Consider the following 15,366-nt stretch of genomic DNA (forward strand, 5'->3'; position numbering starts at 1 on the left):
ATGTATATAAAATTATAGGTAATATGTGTAATTTCTACAAAATTAATTGTTCTATATAACAGGAGATATAAATAAAATATATAGAAATAATAATAAAAGAGGTATTTTATGAAGGCAAAGTCAGAAGAAATCTTTTTACAATTATTCACTCTTAAATATAGAGAGTTTAAGGAAAAGAATATAAAAAATTATCTGCATAAAATAGATGTAGAGCTAGATTTATGGATAGAGGAGAATTATAAAATAAATTTTAAAAATAATAATAAAAGTAAGGAAGAGAAAAGAAAAATCCTATTAGCGTTTATAAAAGAGGAGTATCCAGATATAAAATCTATAGAAGAAGCCTTTATTGAGATAAAAATGCAAAAAGATTTTGATAATATGTTTGCAAATAAATTAAAAAAGATTATTCTAGAAAAAGAATTTGAAATAAATGAAAATATACAGAAACTATACAAAGATATCTTTAGAGATAAAGAAAAAGAAACATTACCTTTAGAAGAAATTGAAAAAAAAGTTGTAGAATATTATAAAAGTGCAGGGATGAATGTTTTAAACAAAGTTGATGTATACCTTTTAAAATAAAAAGAGATGGCCACTTTAAAAAAGGGGCTATCTCTTTTTAGGTTATTTATTTTATGATAAGTAAAGGATTATTATCTTTTAAAACACATAAAATATCAGAAATATGGAATTTACCAGATTGTAAAGTTTCTAAAGTACAGCTATCTATAGGATAAGCTTGTAAGAAGTCAACAGTTCCGTGAACAGTATCTAAAGAAGAAAAATGGTCTTTAACTAGTATAAATCCAGCAAATTCTGAAGATTCATCAATAAGTTCTCTATAATTAAAGAATGTATTTTCTTTTAAAGTATAGCTAGTTTCTTGAATATATTTATAAATATTGTTAATAGCATGCATAAGTGCTTCAGACTTATCAGTATCTTTTGAAGTTCTTAATGTTATTTCATATCCGTGCTTAGATTTTTCTCTCATAAAAGAGTGTTCATTTCCATAAAGCTCTGAAAAGCCAAAACTAATTATATGATTGTGATTTGAATGGCTTGTACTATCATAAACAGAAAATCCGCTTAGGAAATTTTTATTAGAAAATAAGTTAGTTGGTAAATGAAATAAGTTATAACTAATAGGTTCTTGGTTTGCATAAACATTATCTAAATGAGAGTAAAGTGCATCTAAACCAGGTGCAAAAGCAGTATTTTCCTTTAAGTTTCTTTTGTATTCTTCAAAATTCATAATCATATTGTTAATCCCCTTTATAAAAAAATTTAAGTTATGAATATATAATAACATAAAATACATTAAAATGTAACAATTTATTAATAAAATTTAAATTTAATTTAAAATAGTGAGAAATATTAATGAAAAGTGAAAAAAATAAATGTTTAATAGAGTATGTGGACATAATATTAAATGTAAGGAGATACAATTGACAGTGACTATCAATAGTTATATGATGGTCAAGTGATAACAATTATCAAAGAAAAAGGAATTATTTATAAAGGTGAGGAGCGAAAAACAATGACAGGACTTCAAAGGGAAGACATATTAGCTAATAAAAGAAGAAAAAGAAACTTTTTCATGCTTTTAGCGGCAATGGGACCTGGAATAACAGTAATGCTTGCAGATACTGATGCAGGATCAATAATTACAGCAGCACAATCAGGTGCACAATGGGGATATAAATTAATATTAGTAAATTTAATATTAGTACCTATGTTATATTTTGTACAAGAATTAACAACAAGAATAGGAATAACAACAGGAAAAGGTCATGGAGATCTTATAAAAGATACATTCGGAAAAGGATGGGCGTATCTTTCAGTTATAACACTTTTTATATCAACTATTGGTGCATTAATAACTGAATTCTCAGGTATGATGGGAGTAGGGCTTTTATTTGGAGTTTCTAAATGGATAATGGTACCATTAGTTGTAGCATGTTTAATTCTTTTAAGTGCTACAGGAAAATACAAAACAGTTGAGAGAGTTGCTATAGTAGTAGGACTTTTTGAATTAGTTTTTATACCAGCAATGTTTTTTGCGCATCCTGACTATGGAAATGTTGTGCATTCAATATTTGGAGCACAACCACTAAATGACTCAGCTTATTGGCTATTAATATCAGCAAATGTTGGTGCAGTTATAATGCCATGGATGGTGTTCTATCAACAGGGAGCAGTTGTAGACAAAAAGCTAACTGAAAAAGATTTAAAATATAGTAGAATAGATACAGCAGTAGGTTCTCTTATAACACAACTAGTAGTTGTAGTTATAATAATTACAGTAGCAGCAACAATAGGAAAGCATAATCCAAATGCTTCTTTAAATACAATTCAACAGATTAGTGAAGCATTAACACCATTTTTAGGAGCAACAGGTGGAAAGATTGTATTTGCAATAGGAATATCAGGAGCAGCACTAGTTGCAGCAATTGTAGTATCACTTGCAGCATCATGGGGATTTGGAGAACTATTTAATAAGCCATGTAGTTTAAATAACTCATGGAGAGAGGCACCATTATTTTATACATTCTATTGTGGAGCATTAATAATTGGTGGAATTATAGTTTTATCAGGAGTACCATTAGTACCATTAACACTTGGTGTAGAAGTTCTAAACACATTATTATTACCAATTGTATTAGGATTCTTATTAGCATTAGGATGGAAAGTACTACCTGAAAAACATAAATTGAAATTATGGGAAAAAATTATATTAATATTTATATATTTAGTTGTATGTGGACTTGGAGTTGTGACAGTATATATGACATTCTTTTAAAGAAAAATCTCTTGAGAGCTTAGGCAATCAGGAGATTTTTTATTTGTAAAAAAATGCATTAATTTGTAATTAAAATTAAAATAATGTAAAATTAAAAGAAAAAGGCTAAAAGCTTTTAAGAAAGGGAGATTTTAATGCATTTAAAATTAGACATATTTCAAACTATGGCAATAGCTACGTGTATGTTTTATTTAGGAAAATACTTAAGAAATAAAATTAAATTCTTAAATAAATATTGTGTACCGGCTCCAGTTATAGGTGGATTGATTTTTTCAATATTTGTATTAATACTTAAATTAACGAATATTGCAACAATTGATTTAGATATGACGTTACAATCAGTGTTTATGACTGCATTCTTTACAACAGTTGGATATACAGCAAGCGTAAAAATACTAAAAAAGGGTGGAATAAAGGTCGGAATATTTTTAGCACTTGCAGCGTTTTTAGTAATTTGTCAAGATATACTAGGAGTTGTTTTAGCTAAGGTATTTGGATTACATCCATTATTAGGATTATCAACAGCTTCTATTCCTATGATTGGTGGACACGGAACAGCGGGTTCATTTGGGCCATTATTTGAAGGAATGGGAATCAAAGGAGCTACATCAGTAGCCTTTGCAGCTGCAACATTTGGGCTTATAGCAGGAAGCTTTTTAGGTGGAGTAGTAGCTAAATCATTAATAGAAAGAAAAGCCTTAAAAACACCTAAGCACACAGAGGACAAGTCAATACCCTTAAGTGATTTTCATGAAGATGATAAAGCAGTACTTTGTCAAAGTCGTTTAATGAAAGGGGTTTCTTGGATATTTATAGCAATGGGAATAGGTTCATGTATATCAATATTAATTCAAAAGATAGGATTAACATTCCCATCATATATAGGAGCTATGATGGCTGCTGCTATAATAAGAAATATATGTGACTTTAAAAAAGTGAAGTTAGTAGAAAAAGAAATAGAAGTTTTAGGTAACATAAGCCTTTCATTTTTCTTATCAATGGCATTAATGGGATTAAAACTATGGGAACTATTTGATTTAGCTCTTCCAATGCTAATTATGTTAATTGGACAAACTGTTCTAATGGGATTATTTGCATATATATTAACATTTAGAGTAATGGGAAAAGATTATGAAGCAGCAGTATTTGCATCAGGAATGTGTGGATTTGGAATGGGAGCAACACCAAATGCAGTAGCGAATATGGATGCACTTACTAATAAATATGGATTTGCAAACACTCCATATATAGTAGTACCAATAGTAGGATGTTTATTTATTGATTTTGTAAACTCAGGAATAATAACTATATTTGTAAACTTTTTTAAATAGAAATAGTAAAAGCAAGGTGTAAAAACATCTTGCTTATTTTTGTGTATAAAATTAGCACAGAGTAATAGGATATTACATATATTATATTAAGTAAAAAAAAAAGGGGGGAATGACATGGAGAATAAACAAACACCACCTGAAATAAAATTATCACCACCATGGTACACTTATGCAAATCAAATAAAGTATACCTATGGATGTTCACCACATGTATGTGTTGGAATGCTAAAAGAAGTAGATGGCAAGTATGTTTTAGAAATAAATGTAGATGATGATTTAATTGCAAAAAATTTAAGACAAATATTGCCTACAGAAAAAGTTTTTGGAGGCGTTGTAGTTACTATAAAAATATACAATACCAAAAAGCAGGAAGTATTTCAAACTAAAAATGCTTATAAAAATGCAGAAGAATTAGCAGATGTTGTATGTAGTGCACTAAAATGTAATCCATTCTTTGGCGGACTTGTGTTGTTGAAAGATAAAACAATATCAACAGATGCAGATGTAATAGGGATAATAGATAACTGTGTTGTACAGTTTTATAATGACGATATCTCTAATATATGTAGAAACTATACAGAGGTTGCAGCAAAAGTATTTGAAGAAATAACAATTTTACAATATCCAATTGGATTCACCCTTGGTTTTGTAACTTATGACAGTGAATGTGAAATTTTAAAAGTAAAATACACTTGTAAATAATAAAAAATAAGCTAAAGCTAGAAAAATAAAAATCTAGTTTTAGCTTATTGTATTGAAAATAAGAAGTAAGGAGACTGTTATACTAATAAGAAGTGTAGAGACTGTTATAGTAAATTGTTGCTACAACAGAATTTGCTATCATATAGAATATAGTTTGAAAATTAGTATTATTTAAAATAGAATTTAGAATTTGTTTTTAAAGGTAAAAAGTAAAAGGGTGAAAATAAAGTATTAAGAAGAATGTGGAATTTTAAGGAGAAATATAGAGCCTTAAAAAGATATAGAATCGTAAGGGGAGATAAGGTGGATGTAATATTAGGAGTCAAGATGAAGAGTTTAGAAAAAAGAAACCTTAGAGTCTGTTATAGAAGATTATTGCTGCAATGTGAGTACAATGTGAGATTAATGGGGATGAATATGAAATTAAAAAAACTATAAATACTAAAATGGAGATATTAATAAAATGAGTTATCTAAATTAAAATTTTTTATTGAGGAAAGTAAATTAAACACAGAATTTTAATTATTATGTTTTAAAATGCGAAAAGATTATGGAGTATTTTAATTAAAAAAAGAAAGGGTTTATTAAATCAGAAGCCAAATTTGGATATTAGCTAGAATTTGATTAAAGAGAAGAATGGGGTAAAGTAAGGGGTGAAAAAAGAAGATGCAATTTATAGGGAGTGAATTATATAGTGGAAGAAAGAACTATATTGAATAGTTGATGTGTAATATTGAAAAAAGAATTGAAAGATAGTGTATCTTTTAGAATTGAACAATTAAAATTAGGGTGCAACAATTTAATAGAACAGAAAGGAAGGAACACAATGCAGATAAAAGGATGGGGCAATAGGAACACAATGCAGATAAAAGGAAGGAGGACAATGGATATAAAAGAGAGGAGTGTTTTTTATAAAAATGTTTAAAATGGATGAAAAATGGATATCTTCTAGATAAAATATATGTAGAAGAGGATTGAGTTTGATGGAAGAAAGGTGCCCACATTGTGAAGGTGATGAATTTAAAAGATATGGTTTTTATAAGGGAAATCAAAGATATAAATGTAAGAAGTGTAATAGGATTTTTACTATAAGGACAGATTCTTTTTATCATTGTTCTAAGAAGTTTGAAGGTAATGTGAAGATTTATATTAGATTAATGTATGAAGGGAAAACTCTTAGAGAAATTGCTAGAGCTATGGAGATAACAGTAGTTACAGCATTTTTATGGAGACATAAGATTATGAAAGTATTACACGATTCTAATGAAAATAATCTATTGGTGGGAAGTTGTGAGGGATTTGATTATATAACAAGAGGTAACTTAAAAGGTGTTAAGGGGGGAAGTCCTTTTAAAGGAAGGGTTCAAATTATTATTGCTTTTGATGATAAAAATAGAGGTAGGGCAAATATAATAACTAAAGAAGTTGTTGGGCTTAGAATAACAAAGGAAAAAATGCTTAGAATGCTACATAAAGATGCATCAATATTTATTGGATATAATAATTTTATGAGAATTGCAGGAGAGCAAATTAATAAAGGTAAGAAAAATGAAAACAAGGAACGGCATAAAAATAAATTGGTTATAATTAGAATACATAGATGGATAAATAAATTTAGAGGTGTTAGTACAAAATATGTAGAGAAATATTTAAGTTGGTTTATTTTAGATTATAAGTTAGATAAAATCTAGTAAACTTTTAAAGTAAAAAATGGAATTTTTTCTAATAAATTGGACAAAATTAAAAGGGAAGATGAAAAAAAATGAAAATTTTCAGGAAAAATAGAAATAATTATCTACTTTTATTGACAGACTATATTAAGGGAAATTAAAATAGAAATACATGCAAAATAAGGATAGTAAAATAGAAAACGTTCCTATTTAGATTGTCTGTAAAAATAAATAAACAAAATAATAAACTTGGAGGAATACATATTATGAAAACATTAGTAATTAATTGTGGTAGTTCATCATTAAAGTACAAATTAATCGATATGACTAATGAAAGTGATTTAGTTAGTGGATTAGTTGAAAGAATTGGAATCGAAGGTTCTAAGTTAAGTCAAAAGAATGCACAAGGTGAGAAATATGCAGTAGAAAAAGAAATGGCTGATCACCAAGCGGCAATTGAAGTTGTTTTAGAAACTTTAACTGATGAGAAAGTTGGAGTTATTAAGTCAATGGATGAAATAACTGCTGTAGGACACAGAGTTGTTCATGGAGGAGAAAAATATTCAAATTCAGTTGTTGTTACTGAAGAGGTTATAGAATATTTAAATGAGTGTAGCGTGTTAGCTCCATTACACAATCCAGCTAATATAACTGGAATAAGAGCTTGTCAAAATCTTATGCCAAATACACCTATGGTTGTTGTATTTGATACAGCATTCCACGGAACATTACCTGAGAAAGCATTTATATATGCAATAGATTATAAATTATATGAAGATCATAAAATCAGAAAGTATGGTTTCCACGGAACTTCACATAAATATGTAGCTAATAAAGTTGCAGAAGCTATGGGGAAAGATGTTAAGGACTTAAAAATCATTAGCTGTCACTTAGGAAACGGAGCTAGTATTTCTGCTGTTAAAGGTGGAGAGTGTATAGATACAACTATGGGATTCACTCCTCTTGCTGGTGTACCTATGGGAACTAGATCAGGGAATATTGACCCTTCAATAGTACCTTTCTTAGTTGAAAACTGTGGATACACTATAGAAGAAGTTTCAAATGCATTAAATAAAGAGTCAGGAGTACTTGGAGTATCTGGTGTAAGTTCAGACTTTAGAGATATTGAAGATGCTGCTGCAAAGGGAAATCACAGAGCACAATTAGCTTTAGATATATTCCATTACAGAATAAGAGCAGAAATTGGTTCATTTATAGTTAATATGGGTGGAGTTGATGTTATCTTATTTACAGCTGGTGTTGGTGAAAACTCACCAGAAACTAGAGAAGAATGTCTTAAAGATCTTGAATTCTTAGGATTAGAGTTAGATAGAGAAAGAAATAATGTAAGAGGAAAACTTACTGAAATATCAAAAGAAGGTTCAAAAGTAAAAGCTTACGTTGTACCAACTAACGAAGAGTTAATGATAGCACAAGAAACATTAGCTTTAGTAAAATAATATATGTTTTAAGAAGACTGCAGTTTTTGTAGTCTTCTTTTATTTTATGTCTTTTTTTATAAAAAAGAGGTGCAGATGGGTAACAAAAGATAAGTAATTTACATTTAATATATAATAAATGTAAGTAGGAGGAATCTCTATGGATAGTAGAAGTGGGAAGAATTTAAAAGGGATAGACGTTAGTAAGTGGCAAGGTGATGTTGATTTTAAGAAGGTTGAGGCTTTTGGAGTTGATGTTGTAATATTGAAAGGGACTGAAGGTACTGGATTTGTTGATGGAATGTTTGAAGCTAATTTTAAAGAAGCATCAAAGACTGGTTTGAAAATAGGAATATATCATTTTATGAGTGAAAATTCTGATCCTGTAGATCAAGCAAGATTTTTTTATAGTAAGATAAAGGATAAAAAGTTTCATGTATATCCAGTGCTTGATATAGAGTCTGATACAAAGGGAAGAGGTGCAACTGAGGTTACTAATAGATGTTTAGCTTTTTTAAATGAATTTAAAAAGTTAAGTAAGTTAGATTGTATTGTGTACACTTATACTTCTTTTGCTAATACTAAACTTGATAAGAGGTTGTCAGTATATAAATGTTGGATAGCTCATTATGGTGTTCAAACACCAGGTGATAATAGAGTGTGGGATAATTGGGTAGGTTTTCAATATACTGATAAGGCGAAGGTTGATGGAGTTATATCACCATGCGATGGAAATGAATTTAAAACAGCAGTATTAATAGATTCAAGAAGTGAAGTTGTAAAGCCAGTAAGTCCATCAAAACCAGTAAGCCCACAAAAACCAACTGGTTCAGATAAAAAGTCCTTATATGAGCTATCTATAAGTGGTCAAGAAGTAGTCGATTTACAAAAAGAATTAAATAAACTTGGAGCGAAATTAGTGGTAGATGGATTATTTGGTGAGGGAACATTAAAGGCATGTATAACGTTGAAAAACGGAATGAGTGGCGCTATAGTTAAATTAATGCAAGTAAGATTAGGAAAGAAAGGATATTCCTTGGCTCCATTTAATGCTGATGGGAAATTTGGAGATTTAACTGAAAAGAGAGTAAGAGAGTTTCAAGGAAAGAACAAACTATCAGTAGATGGTGTTATTGGAGAAAATACATGGAAAGCTTTATATAGTAAGTAGTATTTTAATTAATATGAAATAGATATTTTAAAGCAATCTTAGAATATAACAATGTTGTGAAAGAAAAAGCTCTAGATTTAATCTTGAGCTTTTCTTATTACAAAAGTAGAAAAAAATAGAAAAATAAGGTATTATAGAGTTGGTTAGTTAGTATTTTATAGAGGAGTAGAAAAATGGGGGAGAAAGTACTTTTGATTTTAGATAAGGAAGGAAAAGATAAAAATCTTAGAAATAAAATTTTATCTAAAATCTTAGAAAAAAGGGAAGAGTTTGAGGTTCTAGAATTAGAAAAAATGAACATTGAAGAATGTGTAGGATGTTTTGAATGTTATAAGAGGAATAATAGGTGCATATTGAATGATGACTATGGAAAGATAAAATTTAAGAAATACAAAAGGGTGATTTTAATTTCTAGAATAGTTTATGGGATGCATTCAAGTCTAATGAAAAAGGTTTTAGACAGAAGAATATCATATGTAACTTTTATAAAGGAAGTAAAATATGATATGTATATAAAAAACAAAGTGAAAAATGTTTTGAATGTAGGCTATTCGGGAGATTTAAGAGCTAAGGAAAAAGAAACATTTTTAAAGTTATGGGCTTATGAGACAAAGAAGTTTAAGGATAATATAGATAAAGCAATAATTATAGAAAAAGAAGAGGAAATATTAAAAAGCTTAGGGGAGATTATATAATGGGAAATATTATACTTATAAATGGAAGCCCTAAGAAGATTAATGATAGCAGTGGGCACCTTTTAAAACAAACTTTTGATAAAATAGATGGAAAAAGATTAGTAATAAATGTAGATATCCAGGGAAGAAAGTTTTCAAGAGAGGAAAAGCTTCAAATTATAAGTGAAGGAAGTATTCTAGTTTTAGCAAGTCCTATATATATGGGGACAATTCCCTCAAGTGTCTGTGAATTTTTAGAGGATATTGAAGATGCTTTAAAAGATAAAAATACAAAGGAGAAAAAACTTTATGCCATTGTAAATTGCGGTAGTATAGATGGTGAAGAAGGAAGCCTTGGACTAGAAGTTATAGAAAATTTTACAAAGAGAACAGAAAGTATTACATATGCAGGTGGAATTGGCATTGGAGGTATTGGCTTTTTTGGAATTAAGGATAAAGGAATTTATATAGAAAAAAATATAGAAGATGTAAAGCTTGAATGGCTTATAGATAAAATAAATAAGGGTGAAAGTCTAGAGGAGAATATTTATTCAAGATTGACAGATAAAAAGTTTAAGGATAGGAAAAAGAAGATGTCAATACTAAATATATTTAGATTAAGAGAATGTCTTAGATATAAAAGATATAAGTGCAAAATGAAATACACAAATAAATTTAATTAGGAGTGCCTAAAAGGTACTCCTAATTTTAGTATTAATAGTATATGAATAATTCGATGTTTGATGCTTATAATATGAAGTTAGCTATGATATAATAAAACAATAAATTACAAAAAATACTAAAAATAGATTATTCAAGAAGGGGTAAAGGTGGAAGATATGAGAGAAGAAATATTACTAAATCCAGAGGTGTATTTAAAAGAATTAAATAGGAGATTGCAAATTTTATATAGAGATGTATTGCCGTACGGTAATAGGGAAATAGAAATGAATATTAAAAATCTTTTAAAGAAAACAATAGTATCTGAAATATTAAGTGAAAAATATACTATTGCAATATCAGGTTTACAAGGAGTTGGAAAAACAACTTTATTAAAATATTTTTATGATATACCAGAAGACATAATACCAGAAACACGAGGTATTGGAGAAAAAATACCTGTAATGATAACTGAATGGAATAGTGATGATTATGGTTATAGTGCTAAGATAGTAGAACAAATTAAAGATGAAAAAACAGGAAGGTTTTTATTAGAGTTACAAGAAGTTCAAATTGGAAGTAATGAAGAGTTTAAGAGGATAGCAATGGAACCTTCAAGTGAATATATTTATTTGGAATTAAAGGTACCTTATAAATATTTTAAAACAGATGAAAAATCTTTTGTTTTATTACCAGGAGTAGATCAATCAAATGATGGATGGAACGAATTAACGAGACATGTATTATATAATTCTGCAAATTGCATTTTAGTATTTAATGAGCAAAGGTTAAACGATAACAATAATACAATTTTAGTAAATAATATAAAGCAAGAATTTAATGATTCTAAGCCAATAATAGCACTAACATTCGGAGATCAAAGTAATGATTGTAATATGAGTTTGAAAAACGAAGTTATAGAAAGATTTAATATAACAGAAGAAGAAACCGATAGGGTTATTAGAACATCAGTTGATAAAGCGGAGTTAGATAGATGGAGAGAAGAATTAATAAAGGCTTTAGGTAAATACTCTAATTTACAGAAGAAAAGTAGACTAAAGCAACTTGAAGTGCTTAATAAGATATTAGGAGAAGATTTAGAAGGAATATTGCTGGACTTATCGGTAATTGATTTTGAGGATACGAATATGCGTAATAGTGGGGCAAAAGAAAGCTTACAAAAAATTATGAAAAGTATGACTAAGCAAAAAAATGAAATAAAAAAAATATATAGAAAAAAACTAGGAGAAGAATTAGCTAAAATTGCGCAAAAAGCGAGTACTAAGTTTAGAGATAGTATAATTGATAAAAATATTTTTGGAAAGTTTGTAGGATCTATTACAGGAGAATCGCTAAAGAAAAGGAAGGATTTTGAAGAAAGAATTATAGAGGCATGGAAGTGTGGAGAAGGGATTAATATTACACCATTATCAGAAAAATTAGTGATAGATACTATGAATGAAGAATATTCAGGAGTTTTTGTATTAGAAGAATATAAACAATTATTACTTTCAGAAGGAGAGCGTGAGATAGCAGCAACTTCAATAATAGAGATAAAACCAAGTAGAGAAGAAATTAAAGAAAGGAAAAAGTTAAATAGAGCCTGTAAAGATATAGTAACACTGTTTTCAAACGATGGAAAAGAAAGCTTAACTGATAAGGTAACTGATTCAATAGAATATCTGCCATTGTTAGCATTAAATATGATGTTATTAAGAGAAGGTGGAGAAGAGTATAGTGAGGGATTTGGAGCAGATATATCAGGAATGCATAGTACAGATAATATGGATATGGCAGAGGATTTAACAGGAAATGTAATTAATATTAAACAAGGGGTATTAAAAGGTATTGTAGCAGTATTAGGAATTGATAGTATAGACGGAACAGGTGATATTATAAAGGCAATAGCAGCTTCAATAGGAGTAACATTATCTGCAGGAGCAACAGTTGCAATAAGTGCAGGAATAGGACTGGGTATAGTTGGAATAAATTTTATTAGCAAAATAAATAAAATGGATATGCAGAGTGATAATCAAGGGAAAATGCTAATTCATATTATTAAAGAAGAGAATTTTACTAAAATGGATGGAGAATTTAGTGAATTAATAGATAAAATATTTGATAAAATTGAAAAACAATTACGAAAGGGATATGGATTAGAGGAAGCAGAGGCAAGGAGTATAAGATGCAATAAAAATATTATGGATTTACATGCATTTAAAAATGAGATAAGGGAAAATATTTATGGACACATTTGCTATTTGGGATAAGTTATATAAAGATAAATTGAAATGGGCGTATGAGGCAAGAGATGAGTTTTATAATGCAATAGGTGATGAGGATGTACGAGATATTTATATAAATGCAAGTAAAGAAATATATGTATGTGTGTACGGAAGATCACAGGTTGGTAAAACAACATTGATTTTAAAATTAATTGGAATCAAAGAGGAATATATAAAAAAAGTATCTGATATTTTAAGGGGCAAAAGAAGAAGAGGAAATTCAGCAACTATTACAGCAACAATATATACAGTATCAGAGGATGAGTATTTTTATTATGAAGAAGTAAAGGATGATGTGAAAAAATGTACTGAAGAGGAGATGCAAGAGGTCTTAAAGGAGTTAAGAGAGAGAGCTTGTCGTGGAGAAGCGAATACAAAAAGTATTAAAATAGCTATTCCTAAAAAATATTTTGAAACAAGAGAGGCGAAAAATGCAATAAACATCATTGATTTACCAGGAGTAGAAAGTGATGATTTAGCTGAGTATGAGCATGTTGAAAAAATTATAAAAACATTTGTACCTGTATCAAATATGATTTTACTAATTGAGAGAGCAGACCAAGTTGCATATTTACAAAATTTAAAGCTACCAGGAATTGACTGTTGGTATGAGGATACAGAAAGATTTAAAGTGATTTTAACAAGAGCTGTATCAAACAATTCAACTAAAAAAGAAATTTTAGAAAAAGATATCATGGAGAAAATGGAATATGTAAAACTTTTTGAGAATGATATTAGAAAAGATAGCGAAAAAATTGAATTGAAAGAAAAGATGATATATCCCTTAGAATATGGAGAATCATGGGAAGAGCTAAAAAAGAAAGAAATAGACATAGTTTCAAAGGTATCACCAATATTTGAACAGCTTTATGAAGAATTAGAAGAAGAAATTATAAAATCACAAAATGAATATAGTAAATTGATGATGAGTATGCAAATGTATAATAGAATAGAAAAAAACATTTTAAATAAAGAAAATGCATATAAAAATGAAATAAGCAAAAAAGAAACTTTGATAAAGGAGTCTTGTAAAGATATCTTTAAAATAAGTACGTTGATAAAAATTATTAGAGATGAAAAGAAAGAGTATTTAAACAGAATACAAATATTGAGGGAAATTCGGGGCAAGGACATCTCATATAAAAGTGATACTATAGTAGGCGGTAAAAAAAATACAAAGAGTTTGAGTGGACATCTAGAAGATAGGATAACAGAATATGTTGGAAAATATTCTAGCACAATTTTGGAAATAAATTCTAAATTAGAAGAATTAGACATTACACAAAGAGTTAGAAATACTATAATGGATATTTTTTTAGAGGAAGCTAGTTGGATATCAAATAGATTAGACACTTACTGGATTGATAAGTACTATATAGATTCAAACTTTGAAGAGGATAGGGATAGTGTGAAAGAAGCTGTTAATAGTGCTAATTGTAGAGCAATAAAAATAATAAAAGATGAAAAGGAAAAGATAGCTTCTAGACATATTGAAGAGTATAAGAAGAATATTGAAAATTTAGATGGGCGAATAAAGGCATATGAAATAAGAAAAGGATATATGAAGGGACATATTGAGCAGTTAGAAAAGGAAAAAGAGACTAAAGAGCAAGAATTAAGAGTGTATATGGAAAGAGCGAATAAGGATTTAAAAGCAAGCGAAAAATATCGTGAATTTTTACATGAAGGATATAAAAGAGAGTATAAAAGTATTAATAGAGAGATTCAAGATGAAAAAACAAATAGTGAAGAGAAAATAGCAAATTTAATGTATTTATATTTAATATCAGATGAATTGAGTAAATTAGAGGAGACTTTGAAATGATAAAAAATGATATGGGACAAGAGGCTAAGGAGAGTTTAAAAGAGATAATAGGTGAGTTATTTATAAATGATATAAAAAAAATAAATGAAGAAAATAGTGAAAAATTAAAAAAGGATTTAAAAAGTGTTGAGAATAAAGTTGTTGGACTTAACTTAACATTGGGTAAGATAGAAGACAGTTCTGAAGATAATGGTAAAAAGATATTAAAACGAATTGAAGAAAGTAAGGAGGATATATTAGATAAAATTAAAGAAAGCAAGGAGAATGCATTAGCTGGAATTGAAGAAATAGTCAAAGGTAGCACGCAACTTACTAATGAGATTATAGGGGATAAAGAAAAACAAGTAGGAGATAAGATTGAAATTTTACAAAGCTTAGTTAAAGATGTTGGAGAAGAGCATAAAAGTAAATTAAGTAGATTTGAATTAGAGAGTAGTGAAAGAAATAATAAAGTTAAAGAAGAACAAGATATATTGATTAATCAACAGTTTGAAAGGATACAAGAAATTTTAAGAGAAAATCAAAATCTAGTCAAAAATGAAATCAATGAAGTGAAAGAAAATCAAGAAAAGAGTAATAAAGTAATAGATGAAGAAATTACGAATGTAAAAAATGATATTACTTATGTTAAGGAAACTTTGATTTCAAAACTAAATGAAATGAATGCTATGAATACTAAGAAAAATTATATTTTTTATAGTATAATTATAGCGTTACTTTTAATAAATATATTGTTATTGAAGCTTTAAAAAAATTTAAGAATTTGAGTAAAAGTTCTAAGAGATAAGAAGATGTCCATCTTG

At 28.4% G+C, this 15,366-nt stretch carries 14 protein-coding genes; 13 read left to right on the forward strand and 1 reads right to left on the reverse strand.

Annotation, left to right across the window (positions count from 1 at the left end; translation table 11 throughout):
- Positions 1–108 precede the first annotated feature (108 nt).
- On the forward strand, positions 109–585 hold the full coding sequence (locus ACRC28_RS04975) for a hypothetical protein (protein ID WP_438542345.1): 477 nt from the start codon (positions 109–111) through the stop codon (positions 583–585).
- 46 nt (positions 586–631) lie between these two features.
- Here the strand turns inward: ACRC28_RS04975 and ACRC28_RS04980 are convergent, their stop codons facing one another.
- Entirely contained in the window at positions 632–1,264 is a 633-nt protein-coding gene (locus ACRC28_RS04980; protein WP_438542346.1) for a suppressor of fused domain protein, read from the reverse strand.
- A gap of 279 nt (positions 1,265–1,543) precedes the next feature.
- Here ACRC28_RS04980 and ACRC28_RS04985 point away from each other — a divergent pair, with 279 nt between their 5' ends.
- From ACRC28_RS04985 to ACRC28_RS05040, 12 genes are all read left to right on the forward strand, one after another.
- On the forward strand, positions 1,544–2,806 hold the full coding sequence (locus ACRC28_RS04985; RefSeq protein WP_438542347.1) for an Nramp family divalent metal transporter: 1,263 nt from the start codon (positions 1,544–1,546) through the stop codon (positions 2,804–2,806).
- A 134-nt stretch (positions 2,807–2,940) separates the two neighbouring features.
- A complete protein-coding gene (gene gltS / locus ACRC28_RS04990; RefSeq protein ID WP_438542348.1) occupies positions 2,941–4,137 on the forward strand; it encodes a sodium/glutamate symporter in 1,197 nt (398 codons plus the stop codon).
- A 114-nt stretch (positions 4,138–4,251) separates the two neighbouring features.
- Positions 4,252–4,839: a hypothetical protein gene (locus ACRC28_RS04995; RefSeq protein ID WP_438542349.1), complete on the forward strand. Its 588-nt coding sequence runs from the start codon at positions 4,252–4,254 to the stop codon at positions 4,837–4,839.
- Positions 4,840–5,572: 733 nt separating this feature from the next.
- Positions 5,573–5,764, forward strand: coding sequence for a hypothetical protein (locus ACRC28_RS05000; RefSeq protein ID WP_438542350.1), 192 nt, complete (start codon positions 5,573–5,575; stop codon positions 5,762–5,764).
- 58 nt (positions 5,765–5,822) lie between these two features.
- Complete coding sequence (locus tag ACRC28_RS05005) at positions 5,823–6,530, forward strand: transposase (RefSeq protein ID WP_438542373.1); 708 nt, start codon at positions 5,823–5,825, stop codon at positions 6,528–6,530.
- A 245-nt stretch (positions 6,531–6,775) separates the two neighbouring features.
- On the forward strand, positions 6,776–7,969 hold the full coding sequence (locus ACRC28_RS05010; RefSeq protein ID WP_438542351.1) for an acetate kinase: 1,194 nt from the start codon (positions 6,776–6,778) through the stop codon (positions 7,967–7,969).
- A gap of 139 nt (positions 7,970–8,108) precedes the next feature.
- Positions 8,109–9,119 carry a GH25 family lysozyme gene (locus ACRC28_RS05015; RefSeq protein ID WP_438542352.1) on the forward strand — a complete coding sequence of 337 codons (1,011 nt, stop codon included), beginning with the start codon at positions 8,109–8,111 and terminating at the stop codon, positions 9,117–9,119.
- Positions 9,120–9,292: 173 nt separating this feature from the next.
- Positions 9,293–9,814 carry a hypothetical protein gene (locus ACRC28_RS05020; protein ID WP_438542353.1) on the forward strand — a complete coding sequence of 174 codons (522 nt, stop codon included), beginning with the start codon at positions 9,293–9,295 and terminating at the stop codon, positions 9,812–9,814.
- Positions 9,814–10,476 carry a hypothetical protein gene (locus tag ACRC28_RS05025; protein ID WP_438542354.1) on the forward strand — a complete coding sequence of 221 codons (663 nt, stop codon included), beginning with the start codon at positions 9,814–9,816 and terminating at the stop codon, positions 10,474–10,476. Before ACRC28_RS05020 ends, ACRC28_RS05025 begins: the two co-directional genes overlap by 1 nt.
- A gap of 156 nt (positions 10,477–10,632) precedes the next feature.
- Positions 10,633–12,723, forward strand: coding sequence for a hypothetical protein (locus ACRC28_RS05030; RefSeq protein ID WP_438542355.1), 2,091 nt, complete (start codon positions 10,633–10,635; stop codon positions 12,721–12,723).
- Positions 12,698–14,563: a hypothetical protein gene (locus ACRC28_RS05035; protein WP_438542356.1), complete on the forward strand. Its 1,866-nt coding sequence runs from the start codon at positions 12,698–12,700 to the stop codon at positions 14,561–14,563. The genes ACRC28_RS05030 and ACRC28_RS05035 overlap by 26 nt, the downstream gene beginning before the upstream one ends.
- Positions 14,560–15,312 (forward strand): hypothetical protein, encoded by a 753-nt coding sequence (locus ACRC28_RS05040; protein ID WP_438542357.1) that lies wholly within the window; start codon positions 14,560–14,562, stop codon positions 15,310–15,312. The genes ACRC28_RS05035 and ACRC28_RS05040 overlap by 4 nt, the downstream gene beginning before the upstream one ends.
- Positions 15,313–15,366 lie beyond the last annotated feature (54 nt).

Source organism: Clostridium sp. (assembly GCF_051650885.1).
GTDB lineage: Bacteria > Bacillota > Clostridia > Clostridiales > Clostridiaceae > Clostridium.

Bases quoted from the DNA above. Each gene is read 5' to 3' on its own strand.
- ACRC28_RS04975 (WP_438542345.1), top strand. From the start codon at position 109: ATGAAGGCAAAGTCAGAAGAAATCTTTTTACAATTATTCACTCTTAAA.
- ACRC28_RS04980 (WP_438542346.1), bottom strand. From the start codon at position 1,264: ATGATTATGAATTTTGAAGAATACAAAAGAAACTTAAAGGAAAATACT.
- ACRC28_RS04985 (WP_438542347.1), top strand. From the start codon at position 1,544: ATGACAGGACTTCAAAGGGAAGACATATTAGCTAATAAAAGAAGAAAA.
- gltS (WP_438542348.1), top strand. From the start codon at position 2,941: ATGCATTTAAAATTAGACATATTTCAAACTATGGCAATAGCTACGTGT.
- ACRC28_RS04995 (WP_438542349.1), top strand. From the start codon at position 4,252: ATGGAGAATAAACAAACACCACCTGAAATAAAATTATCACCACCATGG.
- ACRC28_RS05005 (WP_438542373.1), top strand. From the start codon at position 5,823: ATGGAAGAAAGGTGCCCACATTGTGAAGGTGATGAATTTAAAAGATAT.
- ACRC28_RS05010 (WP_438542351.1), top strand. From the start codon at position 6,776: ATGAAAACATTAGTAATTAATTGTGGTAGTTCATCATTAAAGTACAAA.
- ACRC28_RS05015 (WP_438542352.1), top strand. From the start codon at position 8,109: ATGGATAGTAGAAGTGGGAAGAATTTAAAAGGGATAGACGTTAGTAAG.
- ACRC28_RS05020 (WP_438542353.1), top strand. From the start codon at position 9,293: ATGGGGGAGAAAGTACTTTTGATTTTAGATAAGGAAGGAAAAGATAAA.
- ACRC28_RS05025 (WP_438542354.1), top strand. From the start codon at position 9,814: ATGGGAAATATTATACTTATAAATGGAAGCCCTAAGAAGATTAATGAT.
- ACRC28_RS05030 (WP_438542355.1), top strand. From the start codon at position 10,633: ATGAGAGAAGAAATATTACTAAATCCAGAGGTGTATTTAAAAGAATTA.
- ACRC28_RS05035 (WP_438542356.1), top strand. From the start codon at position 12,698: ATGGACACATTTGCTATTTGGGATAAGTTATATAAAGATAAATTGAAA.
- ACRC28_RS05040 (WP_438542357.1), top strand. From the start codon at position 14,560: ATGATAAAAAATGATATGGGACAAGAGGCTAAGGAGAGTTTAAAAGAG.